The organism is Streptomyces sp. R-74717 (assembly GCF_047305335.1).
GTDB classification, from domain to species: Bacteria; Actinomycetota; Actinomycetes; order Streptomycetales; family Streptomycetaceae; genus Streptomyces; species Streptomyces atratus.
Genome location: NZ_CP102361.1, coordinates 1,267,537 through 1,283,290, shown reverse-complemented (window position 1 = coordinate 1,283,290; position 15,754 = coordinate 1,267,537). Strand labels below are relative to the sequence as shown.

The window sequence follows — 15,754 nt, the reverse complement described above, 5'->3', positions numbered from 1 at the left end:
GCGAGCCCGTCCAGGACGTCTCCGGGCCCGGCACCGCGCTCATGGAGCTGGACCTTCTCTGCACCAACTCAGCGGGTAGGAAGAGAAAGCCCGGTTCGCTTCTCAGACGATCACTTGCACGCAATCCGGCTTGGGGAACGGCATCATCTCCCAGCCCGAGGGCCAACCCCGTTCGCGGCGTTCTCCGGCTTCACCCTCAAGCAGTCGAGGGATGCGCCACTTCCACCACTGGCTCTCTTCCTCCCCCCGACCGGGCCACTGGATCGTTGCCGCGCGGAACCGCTCGTCAAGTTCATGCAGTGGTGATTGCTGGATGAACTGGACGCGCGGGGGCAACAGGGGCCAGACGCGCGCCAGCGCACTCCGACACCAGATGTCGTTGTCGAGCTCTGGCGCGCACTTTGAATAGCCCTCTTCCAGCTCTGCCACAACATCACTCCACCGCGTGAGCAATGAGTTGAGCGTGCATGGCTGTCCGCCAGCCCAGCGGCCAGCACCAGCAGATACCGCGGCATGCACTGCCTCGTACTCCTCCTGAGACAGGAGCATCCCGTCGCTGTGCTGGGGCGTTCGATCCATTCGTCGACTATCCCAGGGATGTCAATGTCGTTGAGGCGGGATAGAGGGAATGCCCAGGTCCATGAGGGGAAGCTGCTGCGAGCGGTGGACCTGGGACCACCTATGAAACGCTGATATCCAGCCCGTCGGCCGAAACGGGGGACACCTTCCGTCGTTGCACCGGTCACGGCGACGACTCATCTGTGGGCTTGCGACGTTCCCGAGGTTCCGCCAGGGGCTGCTTCAGTGGACCCAACCGTTATCCAGCGCTCGGTGCCACGGCCAATGCGTCGACCTCGACCCGGAAGTCTGGGTGAACCAGGCCAGCGACCCTCACCAAGGAGCAGGCGGGCGGGTGTTCTGCGTCCTGGTATTCGTCTCGCACTTTGCGGAACGCGCCCAGATCGTCCAGATCAGTCAGGTAGACCGTCAGTTTGACTACGTGCTCCAGGCCGGAGCCCGCTGCCTCCAGCGCGGCGGTCAGATTCGCGTAGACCTGCCGCACCTGGGCCTCAGCGTCCTCTTTGCCGACCAGATTGCCGTCGCCGTCCACCGGAACCTGGCCCGAGACGGCGACCATCGCTCCGGTGAAGGCGACCGCGTGGCTGTAGCCGTTGACGGGCGGTGAACCGTTGGGACGTATGAAGTGCTCCATAGCGCCGATCATGCCACGACCGGAAATCGGCTCCTTACCGACACAGGGGGGTCACCAATCAAGGTTCAGACCCAGGCACTCACGGATCAGGCGGCCTGGCCGAGGCCGGCGGCAGTGAGGTCCTGCTTGCGCAGCGGGGTGAAGTCGACGTGGGCCTTGACCCCGGATTTTGAACACGTCTATGCCGCTTGGGCCAGGGTAGTTGCTGTGGGTTGGAAGTCGTTCTCGTAGGCGATCGGAGATCGCTGACCGAGGCGGGAGTGCCGGCGTCGGGTGTTGTATCGGGTCAGCCAGCGGAAGGCTTCGAGTCGCGCTTCACGCTCGCTCGACCAGCCTTTGCGGCCCTTGAGCGTCTCCCTCTTGAAGGCGGCATTGAAGCTTTCCGCAGCGGCATTGTCCGCGCTGGACCCGATCGCGCCCATGCTCTGCCGGACCCCTGCTGACCTGCAGATTTCAGCGAAGGCCCTACTCGTATATTGCGAGCCGTGATCGGTGTGCATCACTGCTCCGGCCAGGCTCCCGCGGGTCCGCTCGGCGGCCGCCAGGGCGTCGATGACGAGCTCGGTCTGCATGTGCTCAGCGATCGCCCACCCGGCCAGCCGGCGTGAGGCGAGGTCGATGACGGTCGCGAGATAGAGCGGCTTCGCGCCGCTGACCGGCAGGTATGTGATGTCGCCGACGTACTTCGTGTTCACCGCGGCCGCGGTGAAGTCACGGCCGATCAGATCCGGCGCCTTCGGCGCCGCCTGGTCCGCGAGCGTGGTGTGGTGCCGGGGGCGCAGACGGACTCCCTTGAGCCCGATGGTCCGCATGATCCTCGCGACGAGCTTGTGGTTGACCACCGGGCCGCCCTCGTCACGGAGCTCGGCGGTGATCCTGGGGGCTCCGTAGGTGCCGTCGGAGTCCTGGTGGACCTTGCGTATCCGGGCTGCGAGCCCGGCCTCGGCGGTCTGCCGGGCCGGGCGCGCGGCCGCGGTGCGACGCCAGTAGTAGAAGCTCGACCGGGAGAGGCCGAGAATGTGAACCGCCCCGGCTCGAATGGAGACTCGATTTCATGAAAGGATCGAGTCATGGCACGACCTTCCCGTTACCCGCTTGAGCTCCGCCGCCGCGCGGTGCGCATGGTCGCCGAGGTGCGCGACGACTACCCGAACGAGACGGCCGCTCTGCAGGCGGTGACCGAGAAGCTCGGTATCGGGTCCCGCGAAACACTGCGGAACTGGCTGAAGCAGCACGAGATCGACGCAGGCACGCGGCCGGGGACGACGACGGAGGAGTCCGCTCAGCTCAAGGCGTTGAAGAAGGAGAATGCCGAACTCGAGCGGGCGAATGAGATCCTGAAGGCCGCGGCGAGTTTCTTTGCGGCCGAGCTCGACCGGCCACACACACGCTCGTAGCGTTCATCGACGAGCACCGGGACCGCTTCGGCGGCGTCGAGCCGATCTGCAGGACGCTCACCGAGCACGACTGCAAGATCGCCCCTTCAACCTACTACGCCAACAAGAAACGACAGGCCGCTCCGTCAACACGTTCAGTGCGGGACGCGGAGCTCAAGGAGCTGATCAGCCAGGTCCACACCGCCAACTACCGTGTCTACGGGGCCCGGAAGATCTGGCGCGAGCTGAACCGGCAGGGGCATACCGCAGCCCGCTGCACCGTCGAGCGTCTCATGCGCGAACTCGGCATCCAGGGCGCGATCCGCGGCAAACGCGTGATCACCACGCTCCCCGGCGGGCAGGTCGACCGGGCCCCGGACCGCCTCGACCGTGACTTCGTCGCCCAGGCCCCGAACCGGTGCTGGGTGGCGGACTTCACCCACATCAAGACCTGGTCCGGCGTCGTCTATGTCGCGTTCGTCTTGGATACCTTCTCCCGCCGGATCGTCGGCTGGTCGGCCGCCACCGTGAAGGAGACCGTCTTCGTCCTGGACGCCCTGGAGATGGCCATCTGGCAACGTGACCGCGACCAACACCCCATACAGCCAGGTGAGTTGATCCATCACTCGGACGCCGGGTCGCAGTACACGAGTTTCAGGCTCGCCGAGCATCTGGACGCCGCCGACATTGCCGCCTCCATCGGCTTGGTCGGCGATGCCTACGACAATGCCCTGATGGAGAGCGCGATCGGCCTGTACAAAACCGAGTTGATCAAACCCCAGCGGCCCTGGAAGACACTCTCCCAGGTCGAGCTCGCCACCGCCGAGTGGGCCGACTGGTACAACCATCGCCGGCTCCACGGAGAGATAGGGCACATCCCACCCGTCGAGTACGAAACCAACTACTACACGGAACTCACGAAACCCCAGGTCACAACCACAATCTGAGATCTCTACCGAACCCGGGGCGGTTCAGCCGCACCCTGGCAGCCTCCCCGGCATCGGTAAGCTGCAGGCGCTGCCCGGCGTCGATCCGGAGCCAGCCGCGGTGGAACAGCTGGTCGATGACACGAGCGATCGCATGCGGCCCGTCCGCGAGGGGCGTCAGCTGGATGACGACCTCCTCGCGACTCGGCGCCGCGGGGCCGCCGTTTACCCGGTTGAGCACCCAGTACTGCGGCTGCGTGACGTCGATCCTGGCCATAGCGTCACGCAGATGCCGGGTGACGGCTACGTGGGCGAGGCCACTCCAGTAGCCAATGGGCTGGGTGGCCAGCATGTCGTCGGTGGCGGCCGGATCAGCCGGCGCCTGGTCGGTGGTGATGTCAGTCAGCGTTCCCATGACCGCGACGCTATATCCCCCAACGCTCACACACCCCCATCCGAGGGACGAATAGTCGTACCGGGCAGGGAGGTCAACTGTCCGCGCACAAGGATCTGAGATGTCCGCTCACCCGGACGGCCCGCTGTCCGTTGACAGTGGAGAGCTGTACGGAGGCGGTGGATGTGGTCGCGCGGTGGTCGCAGCCATGCCGGCCGGGGCGGGCGGCCAGCGGATCGTGCCGCCGTGGTGAGGGTGTGGTCGATGGTGTCAACGGCCTGGTGTGCAGCCTGTTGGGTGAGGTGGCTATAGAGGTTCGCGGTGGTCGACAGGGTGGAGTGCCGCAGCGTTTTGGAGACCACGGTGAGCGGGACGCCGGCGGTGATCGTGATGGTGGCGGCGAGGTGGCGCAGGTCGTGGACCGTGACCCGGGGGACGCCGGCTTCCTTGGACAGTCGGCGGAGCCGGTCGAGCACTTGGTGCGGCCCGAGCGGGCCGCCGTCGGGACGACAGAAGACCAGCTCCGCGAACGGGTCGTTGGGGTCGCCGCGGGTTCGGGGTGCTGATCGTGCTCGGCGGCGGAGAGCGGTGGCGACGCGGGGTGAGATGGCGACCCAGCCTCTGCTCGACCGGGTCTTGGGTGTGGTGATGACGAGATGGTTGTTGTCGACGGCGGAGAGCGCGCAGCGCACGTAGAGCGCGCCCTGGTCGAGGTGGATGTCGTCCCAGTGCAGGCCGAGGGCTTCGCCCTTGCGCATGCCGGTGCCGATGAGGACCTCGAACAGATCGGCCATCTCGGGGTCGGCCTGGTGGCAGTGGGCGAGGAAGCGGGCCGCCTCGTGCGCCGTCCAGATCCGCCGCTCCGGCGACGGCGGCCGGCGCAGTACTGGGGGAGAGGCCGGGTTGTGGGGGAGGCGATGTTGGCGGACGGCGTCGCCAAGGGCGCTGGAGAGGGTGGCCAGGCACCGGTAGAGGGTGGTGCGTCCGCGGCCGGCGGCGAGCTGCCTGGTGACGAAGGCCGAGATGTGTCGGTGGGCGAGCTGGTCGAGCCTGAGGGTGCCGAATGCGGGGACGAGGTCGTTGCGAACGTAGTCGCGGTACCGGGCCATCGTCGTCGGCTTCAGCACGAGCGCCTTCGCGGCCAGCCACGCGTCCAGATAGGAGGTGACGGTCTGGTTCGGGTCGGCATCGAACCCGCCGGCCTCACCCTCGAGGAACCGCCGCAAGGCCTCTTCGGCCGAGTCCTGGCTAGCGAAACCGCCTCGGCGCACCGTCGTCCGACGGTGGCCCGGGGCGGGTACATCGACGGCGAAGGTCCAGGTCCCGTGCTTGCTGTCGGCGAGCAGATGGGGACAGTGGGCACCGATTTGGTGGCGGTGGGTGTCCCGGCAACCGCAGCGACGGTAAACACGGCCGCGGCCGGCGCTGGTACGCCTCCTGGAGGCGGAGAAGAATCCGTCACCCTCAGCGTGCGACCACATGCGACCACCACGCCTGCCGGAGGCACCCTGATCAGTATGTTTCCCTTGTCTGTGCGCTCCGCAGACGTCCAGCAGATTCTTTGTCTGCTGGGTGTACGTGCATATTGATCAGAACTGACGGGATTCTGATCAGTATGTGTGTGGCGCAGTTGCCTGCCGTCGTGCCCTCTGCTGGGCACCTGCCGCATCCGTCTTCCTGGCACCTTGGGGTCTCGTGACAGGGCTGGTCCTGTTGTGGCGGAAAGGTGGCGGGTGACGTGTCCGGATCGGTTGTGCGGGCTGAAGGCGCTCTGTCTTGCGATGCGGTGGGCAGGATGCGTACGAGGACGGCCGAGTTGTTCGTGGAGGTGCAGCGGGCCGACACCAAGGCGACCGTGCTGTGCGGTTTGGACGTGGCACTCCTGGCCGTCGTGGTCGCGGCGCTGCCGGTGGCCGCGGAAGCCGGCTGGGTGGTGAGGACGACCCTGGCGGTGATGTGCGCGGGGGCGGCCGCTGCGCTCGTCGCGGCGCTCCTGGCTCTGCGCCCCGTCCTGCCGGGTGGTACGGCGCTTACGGGGATGGACGGACCATGTCCCGATGAGGTTCCTGAAGCCGTCGTGTCCGCCGCAGCGTGGCAGGCCGCCGGAGGACGGCACCAGGCAGACGCCCGAAACGTGGCGCGGCTGGCCGCTCTCGCGCACCGCAAGTTCCGGATCATCAAGGTGGCCGTGGACCTGACGGTCATCACCCTGGGGGTGGCCGGAATCGGTGTGTTGATCAGCTGCTTCGTCTCCTGAGAGCATCCCACCTCTGACGCTTCCTCACATCGGAGGTGCTATGTATCAGCCGCACGCCGCCGTGTTCGACAAGGTCTTGTGGGCGAAGCTGCGTGGTTTGGCTCCGTTGCGGTCACGGCCCGCCAGGAGTGTTCTTCTGCGGCAGGGGGATCCGGGGACGCATGTCCTGCTGCTGGAGTCCGGCTCCGCGATCGTGACCCTGACCGGTGAGAACGGTGAGCGGACCCTGCTGGCCGTCCGGGGGGCGGGTGAACTGCTGGGGGAGCTGGCCGTGCTGGACGCCCAGCCGCGCACGGCGTCCGTCATCGCGGCGGAGGCGTGCCAGGTCCGGGTCATCCCCGCTCCCGAGTTCCTCGGTTTCGTCGACGAGCACGGTCTGACGGCTTCGATACTGCGCCATGCCATCGCTCGTGTGCGTGAGGCGGAGGCGGTGCGGCTCGAACTCGCGACCGCTCCGGTACCGGCGCGACTCGCGTCGGCTCTGGGGCGGCTGGTCCAGTCGGCTTCCTGCAGGGCCGGCCACGTCCATGTGCGCCTGACGCAGGTGGAGCTCTCCCAGCTGATCGGGGCGTCGCGGAACGCCGTCGGAACGGCGATCAAGGCGTGGCGCGATCACGGATGGCTGGAGACGGAGCCCGGGGGCGGCCTGCTGATCAGGGACATCGCCCGGATCAAGACCCATCCCCTCGGTCGAGGGTGACGGAGCGCACCGGCTCGGTGCCCAGTAGTGGGCACCGAGCTGCCTCCGACCCGGCCAGCATGGTGCGCCAGCCGCGAAGGTCGTGGCGGAAGGGCTGGTGTTCCTATGAGGTCTCCTGCGCAGCCGGACCCGGTCGACGTACCACCGGAGCACGCGCTGCTGGTCGTCGACATGAAGGGTTACAGCCGGATCCCCGAAGCGCGGATGGCACCGGCGCGCTTCGACCTGAACAGCATCCTCGACACCGTGTTCGACCAGAGCGGGCTGGACATGCCGCGGCGGGTCGACGGTGCGTTCGGTGACACCGGCGACGGCGGCATCTTCGTCCTGCCAGCTCGGGACACCACGCGGTTGGTCGATCCGCTGCTCGGACACCTCAACGCGGCCCTGTCCCGGTATGACAAGAACGCGCGCCTGCACAGCGGACCGGAGATCCGTCTGCGGGCCAGCGTCCATGTCGGGCCGGTGTCACTGCCCGGCCGCCGCAATCGGGCCGTCGTCGAGGCGTGCCGGCTGGTCGACAGCGAGGCGGTGCGGGAAGCACTGGACGCGGCCGAGGCCCATGGCGCCTACTTGGCCGCCGTGGTCTCGGAGATCGCTTTTCGTCGGACGGTGAGGGACGGCCGCACACTCGATCTCGACGAGCGCCACTTTCTGCGGGCCACGGCCCGCGTGGACGGTAAGCCGGAGTTCGAGGAGCCCTGCCGGCTTCTCGTCCCCGGGGTGTCACCCGTACTGCTGGGCCCCTCCATCACGGACGCGGCCGGTCCCCGGCCGTCGCCCGCTCCGGCCCCTGCGCCGGCGCACGGAGCTGCGAACAGCTCCTCTCCGGAGGCGGGCCACCGCGGTCCTGTCCTGAACTTCCTCGGCGCCATGGACCGCCCGACGGTCATCGGCGAGCTCGACACGCTCAACCTCGACCAGCGTCAGCGCTGACGGGCACGCGCCGTCCTACCTCCTTCCCCTTCCAGAAGAGGAACCAATCCATGGCAGAGAACGCCTTCACCTCGCTCGAACCTGACGAACCCAAGAATCCGGAATCCGATGGCACGTCTCCGGATCTCACCTCCCCCGCTTCCGTCCCCACCCCCCGGCCCGGCGACTTCCACATCCAGCAGGTCGGCGTGGCCGCCGCGCACGTCGATGAGCTGAACGTGCTGCAGGAGTTGCGCAAACGGGACGTGCTCGAGGGGGTGGAGCGGGATCGGCAGCAGATCATCGAGCAGCCCTTCATCCTCGCGGGGCGCTGGAAGGAAGCCTGGGACCAGGTCGTCGACGGGGAGACGCACCTTCTGCGACCGCGCATCCTGCTGGTCGTGGCACCGCGCTCGTTCGGCTCCACGACCTTTGCTCTCCAGCTGCTGGCGCGCCACACCGAAGCGGACACCACGCTGGTGAAGCTGGACGCCGACTGGAGCGCGCCCAGCCGGGGCCGACTTCCGGTGGACCACCGGCACGCCTACCAGGTCGACCTGAAGGACACGAGTACGGATCGACTCTCGGCCGACTTCCTCGACTCCCTTACCCGGCATGCCGAGGACCTCGCGCCGGCGCGTTCGTTCCTGGTGATGACCGTGGCGAAGGAGCTCTGGCCCGACCACTACCTCAGCCCGCGCGGCGACGTCAGGGTCGTGCACATCGACGAGCCGCCGGAGGCGGAGCTCGTGGTCGAGGAGCACCTGGAGTACCACGGACATCCTCAACTGGTGTCCCACTTCCAGTCCCTCGACGAGGCGGTCGTCTCCCTGCGCGGGCTCAACGCTGTCGAGGCGGTTCGGGCCGCGCTCACCGCCATGACGGTGTGGGAGGAGTGTCACGGCGGGCAGCCCCACCTGTCGGTCGCCGCCGTGCGCACGGGTGGACAGGAGCGGCCCGCCGGCTTCGCGGAGCGTCTGACGGCCGCGCTGTCGGACTGGAGGCAGAAGCTGGACGGCCTGTTCGGGGAGACGACCACCACGTACGACGGGCGAATCCCCTCACTCACCCTGGAGGACCGCTGTCTGCTGCTGGCTCTGGCCGTCCGCCAGTCCGCGCCCATGACGGAGGTGGCGGCCACGGCGGGCAGCCTGCGGACCCTGCTCGCGGTGCCGAACGGCGACAAGCCCGCCACCGAAGCGCTGGTCCAGTCCGTCTTCGCCGGGCGCGGCCTGCGCCGCCGTATCCATGACGTGGGCGCACGCGTGAACACGCACGACTCGGTGGTCTTCGACCAGCCTGCCTACGGGCGGGCCGTCCTGACCTATGTGTGGGACAACTACGAGGTGATGCGCGGGCCCTTGCTCATCTGGCTCACTCAGCCCGGCGACGGCTCCGTTTTGGCCCAGCCGATGGTCGACGCCCTTGCCGGTCTCGTCCTGCGGCACGGCACCGCCGACCATCTGGACACGCTGGGAAGCATCGCCTGTGCCGAAAATCCCGAGCTGCTCGGCGCCGTGCTACTGCGCGCCGTGGGAGACGAGCACGTCGGTCGCGCCGCCTGGGCCACGCTCTATCGGTGGGCCGGACAGCAGGAGTACACCCGCACGGTGGTCGACACCTGCCGCAGCGTGCTCCTGGACGAGACCTCGGGCCCGTCCGCAGCCAAGATGGCCTTGGTCCGGCTGCGCCGGGTCGCCCGGAAGAGCGACGATCCCGCGACTCGGCTCGGTGTCCTCTCGGCCTTGAAGGAGCTGGTCTCGCGGCCGGCCCGCACCGCGATGCTCGTTGCCGAAGTCGCCGCTTGGCAGGCGTCCAAGGTCTCCGTCAGGTCCGGCAGCCTCGCCTTCCTCGCTCTGATGGAGAAGGAGCACACGAAGGTGCCGTGGCTCATGTCCGAGGAAGCGGCCGGCATTGACGTCGACCGCGCGTTGCGGGACCTCCTCGGCGACGCCGCCATCGCGCAGGAGGTCATCCCCCAACTGACGAAGTGGATCGGCCCGTACGCCACCGACGCCGTCGGGTACGAGCGCTTGCGCGACCGGCTCGTCCACATTCTGCGGGGCAACGGCATGTTCCAGGCGTACTGGGCGTTCATGCGGGCCCTGGCCGACGCACCCGTGACCGTCGAGGGGGTCGACGTGGCGGAGGACTTCCACCGGCACCTCGTCGACCCGCGGCTCCACTCGGTGTTCGCGCTCGAAACGGGGTCCGCGTGAGATGGCCCTGGCAGCGCGTGGAGCGCATCAGCGACTGTCCCCACCAGCGCCTCCTGCCGAGCGCCACGGCCGGAGTCCCCTTCGACGCGGTCTTCGTCATCGTCTGGCGGCCGGCGTGGCGTACGGGCTCCAATCTCGAGGACCTGGTGCGCTTCCGGGTCCACGCGGTGGTGGCCGAAGCCGCCGGACGCTGCGAGGCGGCCGATCCGCATGCCGCGCAGGACGCCGTCAACGCTGCCCTGCGTGATCTGCGTGGGACCACTGGTGGGTCCTATCGGATCCTGCACGCGCGTGTCACGCTGCGGTTGTCCGCGGAAAGCCGTCAGGCCGTCGCCCAGAGCCGGGCCGACGAGGACCGGGTCCGGCGTCTGCGGTTCCTCAAGGCCCAGCTGTACGACCATCCCGACCTGGTGGTCCTGGACCGGCTCGAACAGCGCCCCGGCACGCTGGCGGACGAGCACGTTGCCGAACTCCAACGCCTCGCGCGGTCCATCAGAGCGTGTGGGAGCTGGTGGCAGCCCTTGCTCGAACAGTGGGAGGAGGTCGGCCGCGGCTTCAGCGACGCCGACCGGCAGCAGCGGGCGATGCTCGCCCTGCTCGATTCCCTGCAGGCTTTCACCGGCGGATCGGCGTCCCTCCCCGCCGAGTCCGGTCCGCCGAGCCCCCTCGTGGCGTCCGGGGAGTCTGAGCGGGGGGCCTCCCGGTGAGCACTCTGCTCTGGCGGGCGCTGCTGGCGCCGTTCACCAGCGTGCGGGCGTTTCGCCTTTGGCGGCGTGGGAAGGGGGCGCTCTCCTACGACACCGCGTGGCGCGAGGCCCGCATGGTCACGTCTCCGGACGAGATGGTGTACCGCCTGCACGGCCATCACCGGCCCCCGCCGTGCGCGGCATGTGAGGGCGGTCCGTGACTCTGGCGAGACGGATCCTCTGGTCAGCGTCGCAGGGACGCGGCGTCTCACATGGCGATCACGGGGCGCAGAGCGGGGCCGAGGGCGAGGAGGAGTTCCCTCATGTGTGCCTTGGACAGGCTCACGCAGCCCTGCGTGGGCCCGCCCGTGGTCGACATGGACCCATATGCTGCCGCCCTTGTCGGCGCCGACAGCGGTGCCTGCACCAGATGGCGCGCGGACCGTCCGTCGGCCCTTCACGACGAGGTGGTTGCCCGATGGAAGACAATGGACACGAGCCCTGCCACACATAAGAGCGACGGGCACGCTTGACCGATGCCAAGCGTTAGACCTCGCCTTCTGCTCCTGGGCGAGGCGATGCTGACGAGGCGTCAGCCGCCAGCCGCACACACACGTGAGGTGACCGGACGGATCAGGCAGGAGCCTGGTCGCCGGCGCAGCGAGTCTGGGGACCAGTTGGGGACCACACGATGTGCGCGAAGGCGCACGATAGACACTGCTGCACACAACTTGCGCCTTAATTAAGCCGGTTATATCCAGAAAATACCCCCGACTCTCACTCCTGGGGGTCAAGGGGTCGCAGGTTCAAATCCTGTCGTCCCGACTCGAAAGAGTCGCAGGTCGAGGGGCCGTTTTGGAGCAATCCGGAACGGCCCCTCGACCATTTTCGGAACCAGTTGGGGACCAACCCGCTTGACCGCTTCAGCGGACGGCGGCGATGTGCACTGGCAGCGGGCGAGCGGCCGACACGTGCACCGCACCTTCAACAGCGCGGTCAACGCCCCCCAGCAGGGACGGTGCCATCCGGCTGTCGTTCGCGACCGACCTGGAAACGTGCGACATGGGAATCGACCGGATCACGTCCACGCTCGTGCGACTTCGCGAGGAACGGGGCCCCGGCCGCTGACAGCAGCAGCGTCGCGGGGAGGGCGAGAGCCAGAGCCCTCAGTAACGGGCGCGGCTACCTCGGGCGACGAGTCTCAGGCCATGACGATCGAGCGGGCGGTGGCGGCCCGCACCTGCCTGTCGACGCCGGACCGGCCCGCGGGCGGCCCCGATGAGGGCGCCGGCATGATGGGCGAACTCGTCGGCGGCTATGGGCAGTCGGCGAAGGCCGTCACCCCCGTACTGAGCCGGATCGGGGCCGCCGAGAGGTACTGGCCGGATCTGGTCCGCGTCAAAGGCCGCCGGCAGCCGCCGCATCCTTCGGTCGCGCCGGAATGGGGTCAATGAACTCAATGTCCGGGACGATCCCCGCAGTACCTTGCGACGACCTTCGGCAACGACCCCTCGGCCTGAAGACGGTGGCCTCCTCACGGAACATGCGGCCGGTGCGACCGCATCGGCGGCCTCCGTCATGAGTGTCAACAAGCCGCATGACCGGCGCGCACGCAACTGTCGGCACTTGCGGCTGCGGCGTCGGTGAGCGCGTCGAGCAAGCCCCGAAGCGCGGGCTGGGCGAGTGAGACTTCGCGCACCGCCGCATGGATCGCCCTGACCGGCTTCGGGTTCTGGACTTCGCGCACGACGACGGCGGGATGGCGGTTTCCCAGACCCATGAGCGGGATCAGGCCGATACCGAGACCGGCCGCGACGAATCCCTGTGCCGTGGCGTAGTCCTCGCTCTGCACCACGAAGTCGGGGGTGAAGCCCGCCGCGGCACAGGCGTCGATCACGGGATCCAGGCAAGGCCCCGGCGGCTCGCTGCCGACCCACGGTTCGTGGGCGAGTTCGGCCAGGTCGAGCACTTGCTTCGCGGCGAGGGGATGTCCCGCGGGCAGCACGGCAGCGTACGAGTCGTCGAGCAGGTGCACGAGACGGATGCCGTCACCGGGCCGTCCGTCCCGCGACCGGACCATGATGGCCAGGTCGGCCCGGCCCTGCTCCACCTCCGGCAGTGGGTCCTCGGGTTCGATCAGCTTGAGATCGATCCGTACGCCCGGGTGCTCCTTGCGGAACCGGGTCACGGCGGGCGCCACCATGGACGCTCCCGCCGTGGCGAAGTAGCGGATCGCCAGCAGCCCCGTGCGCCCGGCGCGCAGTTCGGCCAGTGCTGTCTCCGCTTCGGCAACGTTCTTGCTGATGATCGCGGCGTGCTCGGTGAGCAGCCGCCCGGCGGCCGTCGGCCGCACGCCCCGGCCGACGCGTTCGAGCAGCGCGATCCCGGCCTCCTTCTCCAGCGCTGCCACCTGCTGGCTCACAGCGGACGGTGTGTAGCCGAGATGCGCTGCTGCCGCGGTGACCGACCCGCTGCTGACCACCGCGCGCAGAACCTGCATACGCCTCACATCAAGCATGTAGGAGAGCTTAACGAGGGTGCACTTCTTTTCACTTGTCCTGTCAGATCTCCTCGGGCACCGTTCCTGGGGACGGACGAGCAGGGAGACGGATCATGATCAACAGACGACCCGGAACATTGGCCTGGGCACGGGTAGGCGTGCTCGCACTGTTGTGGGGGTCGACCTTCCTGTGGATCAAGCTGGCTCTGAAGGGTCTGTCGCCCGCCCAGGTCACCGTCATCCGCTGTGCGCTCGGCGCGCTTGTCCTGGCGGTGGTGTGCTTGTTCATACGGCAACGCCTGCCACGCGGCCGTGCGATCTGGGGTCACCTCTTCGTGGCCGCCTTCTTCTGCAACGCTCTGCCGTTCACGTTGTTCAGCATCGCTCAGCAGACCGTTGACTCCGGCCTGGCAGGCGTACTGAACGCGACGACTCCGTTGTGGTCGCTGCTGATCGGTCTCGCGATGGGCACCGAACGCGGACTCCACCCGATCCGGCTGAGCGGACTCGTGGTCGGACTCGGGGGAACGGTGCTCATCTTCGCCCCCTGGCAGCAGAGCGGAGGCGTGAGTCCGGGTGCTGTCGCCATCCTCGGCGCAGCGGCGAGCTATGCCGTCGCCTTCGCCTACATGCAGCGCAATCTCGTCGGCAAGGGCGCTTCCACCCTCTCCCTCTCCGCGGCCCAGCTCATCGCCGCGACCGGACTGACCGCGCTGAGTTTGCCCGTAGGCGGCCCGGCGTCCCTGCACATCGGCCCGACAGCCTTGACCGCCGTTGCTGTCCTCGGGATATTCGCGACCGGGATCACCTTCCACCTCACATATCGGATCATCGCTGACGAAGGCGCCACCGACGCCGCCACCGTCGGATACCTACTGCCCGTGGTCTCCCTGGTGCTGGGCGCGATTGTGCTCAACGAGGAAATCGGCCTCCGTGCTGTCACGGGAATGATCGTCGTGCTCGCCGGTGTGGCCATGACGCGGCGACGGCGACGGACACCTCCACAGTCGGCCGCTGTGGCGGCCGCGGCTCCGGTCGCGCAAGAGAGCTGACACCGGACCGTGCCGCGCCCGGCCCGGCCGTACCCTCGCCCTCTGGATGAACGGACCATGCAGCCCAACTCCCCTTTTCGGACAGTTGATTTCCGCACCCTCTTCACCGCGACAGCCCTGAGCCGGCTGGGCACCCACACCGGCTACGTCGCCGTCCCCCTCATCGCCCTGTCCGCCCTGGACGCAAATCCTGGCCAAGTCGGGGCACTCGCCACCCTGAGCACCGTCGCCTTCCTCCTCATCGGTCTGCCCGCCGGGGCGTGGGTGGACCGGATGCGCCACAGGCGTGTGCCGATCACGGCGGACCTGGTGCGTGCAGGGCTGTTCGCCTCCGTTCCCGTGGCCTGGTGGCTGGGGTGCCTCACACTCTGGCAGCTCTATACGGTGGTCCTGTTGAACGGCTGCGCCACCGTGTTCTTCGACGTCGGCTCGCAGAGCGTGCTGCCGCAACTGGTCGGTCGCGACGGCCTCATCCAGGCCAACGCTGCCGTGGTGAGCCTCATGGCCGTCGGCAATGTGGCCGGGCGGGGCGCGGGCGGAGGGCTCGCGCAACTGCTCACCCCACCTGTGGCCGTAGCGTGCACCGCCGTGAGTTACCTGGCTTCGGCCCTTCGGTTCACCGCCGTCCGTCGCACGCCGGCGCCGAGCCCGCCCGTTCCCGGGCGGCGTGCCCCGCTGGGAGCGCAGATTGCGGCGGGGCTACGGCATGTCTTCGGCAACAAGGAACTACGGGCGCTCGCGCTCACCGCGGCCCTGTCCAATCTCGGCTCCCAGATCATCAACACCATGCTCCCCGTGCTGTTCGTCCGCGAACTCGGCCTCCCGGCAGGTGCGCTGGGGCTCTTCTGGGCGGTGGGCGGAACCGGTCTCCTCCTCGGAGCCCGGTGCGCCCGCCCCATTGCTGTGCGTCTGGGCCACGGTCGTACCCTCGGCCTCGCCGGCCTCTGCCTGGCGCCCGCAGGACTCCTCGTGCCGCTCATCGACCGAAGTGCCTGGCTGTGGCCGGCAGGGGCCGGCTGGCTACTGGCCATGCTCAAGACGGGTATGGACAATGTGCTCGGCGTCAGCCTGCGCCGGCGCATGACGCCGGACTCCCTCCTCGGCCGAATGAACGCCACCTTCCGCTTCCTGCTCACCGGCGCACTCGCCGTCGGTTCCGCGATCGCGGGCCTGAGGTCGTACCGGATGTGTCATATACGACTCCGGCCCGTTCTCGTGCCCTGCCCCTCGGCTTCAGTCCGGCTGGTGAACCGTCTCGTCAGGAGCTGATCGCGAAGGCCGGCGGGTGCACCGTTCCGTGGGCGGCTTCGACGGTCAGCGCGGAGCCGAGCACGAGGTCTTCGCGGTGATGCGGGGCGACGAACTGCACCGCGCAGGGCAGTCCGTCCGGCCCCAGCCCTGCCGGGACGCTGATCGCCGACCCGCCGGGCTCGGCTCGCGACGCCCTTCCCCTGGGTGGCGCCCCGGGCCCATTACGCTGGGGCATATCGCTCAGAGCGGTTCAATTGTGTGTGAA

The 15,754-nt window shown here is 68.4% G+C and carries 16 protein-coding genes and 1 pseudogene; 10 read left to right on the top strand and 7 right to left on the bottom strand.

Going from position 1 to position 15,754, the window contains the following annotated elements; translation table 11 throughout:
- Positions 1 to 102: 102 nt before the first annotated feature.
- The 3 genes and pseudogenes from NRF20_RS05870 to NRF20_RS05860 all read right to left on the bottom strand — a co-directional run.
- The gene (locus NRF20_RS05870) at positions 103 to 429 is read right to left on the bottom strand and encodes a hypothetical protein (protein ID WP_398635112.1); all 327 of its coding nucleotides are present in this window, start codon (positions 427 to 429) and stop codon (positions 103 to 105) included.
- A gap of 388 nt (positions 430 to 817) precedes the next feature.
- The gene (locus NRF20_RS05865; RefSeq protein ID WP_398635111.1) at positions 818 to 1,213 is read right to left on the bottom strand and encodes a RidA family protein; all 396 of its coding nucleotides are present in this window, start codon (positions 1,211 to 1,213) and stop codon (positions 818 to 820) included.
- Between the two features lie 179 nt (positions 1,214 to 1,392).
- Positions 1,393 to 2,232, bottom strand: a pseudogene (locus NRF20_RS05860) (IS3 family transposase); the annotation flags it as partial.
- A gap of 51 nt (positions 2,233 to 2,283) precedes the next feature.
- On the opposite strand from NRF20_RS05860, the gene NRF20_RS05855 reads away from it, so the two are divergent.
- A protein-coding gene (locus tag NRF20_RS05855) for an IS3 family transposase (RefSeq protein WP_413752148.1) occupies positions 2,284 to 3,536 on the top strand; the annotation gives its coding sequence in 2 pieces (ribosomal slippage) (positions 2,284 to 2,566 and positions 2,566 to 3,536; 1,254 coding nt in all).
- Here NRF20_RS05855 and NRF20_RS05850 read toward each other — a convergent pair.
- Positions 3,520 to 3,930, bottom strand: a complete 411-nt coding sequence (locus NRF20_RS05850; protein WP_413752147.1) for a MarR family transcriptional regulator — start codon at positions 3,928 to 3,930, stop codon at positions 3,520 to 3,522. The two genes, NRF20_RS05855 and NRF20_RS05850, sit on opposite strands and share 17 nt — an antisense overlap.
- Positions 3,931 to 3,956: 26 nt before the next feature.
- On the bottom strand, positions 3,957 to 5,135 hold the full coding sequence (gene xerC / locus NRF20_RS05845; RefSeq protein WP_413752146.1) for a tyrosine recombinase XerC: 1,179 nt from the start codon (positions 5,133 to 5,135) through the stop codon (positions 3,957 to 3,959).
- A gap of 569 nt (positions 5,136 to 5,704) precedes the next feature.
- Between xerC and NRF20_RS05840 the strand changes: the two genes are divergently transcribed.
- From NRF20_RS05840 to NRF20_RS05810, 7 genes are all read left to right on the top strand, one after another.
- Positions 5,705 to 6,166 carry a hypothetical protein gene (locus tag NRF20_RS05840; RefSeq protein WP_398634570.1) on the top strand — a complete coding sequence of 154 codons (462 nt, stop codon included), beginning with the start codon at positions 5,705 to 5,707 and terminating at the stop codon, positions 6,164 to 6,166.
- A 40-nt stretch (positions 6,167 to 6,206) separates the two neighbouring features.
- On the top strand, positions 6,207 to 6,866 hold the full coding sequence (locus NRF20_RS05835) for a Crp/Fnr family transcriptional regulator (protein WP_413752145.1): 660 nt from the start codon (positions 6,207 to 6,209) through the stop codon (positions 6,864 to 6,866).
- Between the two features lie 105 nt (positions 6,867 to 6,971).
- Entirely contained in the window at positions 6,972 to 7,802 is an 831-nt protein-coding gene (locus NRF20_RS05830; protein ID WP_398634568.1) for a hypothetical protein, read from the top strand.
- 50 nt (positions 7,803 to 7,852) lie between these two features.
- Positions 7,853 to 10,000 (top strand): hypothetical protein, encoded by a 2,148-nt coding sequence (locus NRF20_RS05825; RefSeq protein WP_398634567.1) that lies wholly within the window; start codon positions 7,853 to 7,855, stop codon positions 9,998 to 10,000.
- A complete protein-coding gene (locus NRF20_RS05820; protein ID WP_413752143.1) occupies positions 9,997 to 10,707 on the top strand; it encodes a hypothetical protein in 711 nt (236 codons plus the stop codon). Before NRF20_RS05825 ends, NRF20_RS05820 begins: the two co-directional genes overlap by 4 nt.
- Positions 10,704 to 10,907 carry a hypothetical protein gene (locus NRF20_RS05815; protein ID WP_398634565.1) on the top strand — a complete coding sequence of 68 codons (204 nt, stop codon included), beginning with the start codon at positions 10,704 to 10,706 and terminating at the stop codon, positions 10,905 to 10,907. The genes NRF20_RS05820 and NRF20_RS05815 overlap by 4 nt, the downstream gene beginning before the upstream one ends.
- 987 nt (positions 10,908 to 11,894) lie before the next feature.
- A complete protein-coding gene (locus NRF20_RS05810) occupies positions 11,895 to 12,140 on the top strand; it encodes a hypothetical protein (RefSeq protein ID WP_413752142.1) in 246 nt (81 codons plus the stop codon).
- Positions 12,141 to 12,271: 131 nt separating this feature from the next.
- Here the strand turns inward: NRF20_RS05810 and NRF20_RS05805 are convergent, their stop codons facing one another.
- Positions 12,272 to 13,204, bottom strand: a complete 933-nt coding sequence (locus NRF20_RS05805) for a LysR family transcriptional regulator (protein ID WP_413752141.1) — start codon at positions 13,202 to 13,204, stop codon at positions 12,272 to 12,274.
- A gap of 95 nt (positions 13,205 to 13,299) precedes the next feature.
- Here NRF20_RS05805 and NRF20_RS05800 point away from each other — a divergent pair, with 95 nt between their 5' ends.
- Together NRF20_RS05800 and NRF20_RS05795 are read left to right on the top strand one after the other, a co-directional pair.
- Positions 13,300 to 14,238, top strand: coding sequence for a DMT family transporter (locus tag NRF20_RS05800; RefSeq protein WP_413752140.1), 939 nt, complete (start codon positions 13,300 to 13,302; stop codon positions 14,236 to 14,238).
- A 57-nt stretch (positions 14,239 to 14,295) separates the two neighbouring features.
- Entirely contained in the window at positions 14,296 to 15,507 is a 1,212-nt protein-coding gene (locus NRF20_RS05795; protein ID WP_413752139.1) for an MFS transporter, read from the top strand.
- On the opposite strand, the gene NRF20_RS05790 is transcribed toward NRF20_RS05795, so the two are convergent.
- The gene (locus NRF20_RS05790; RefSeq protein WP_398634561.1) at positions 15,497 to 15,724 is read right to left on the bottom strand and encodes a hypothetical protein; all 228 of its coding nucleotides are present in this window, start codon (positions 15,722 to 15,724) and stop codon (positions 15,497 to 15,499) included. The genes NRF20_RS05795 and NRF20_RS05790 overlap by 11 nt on opposite strands.
- Positions 15,725 to 15,754: the final 30 nt, after the last annotated feature.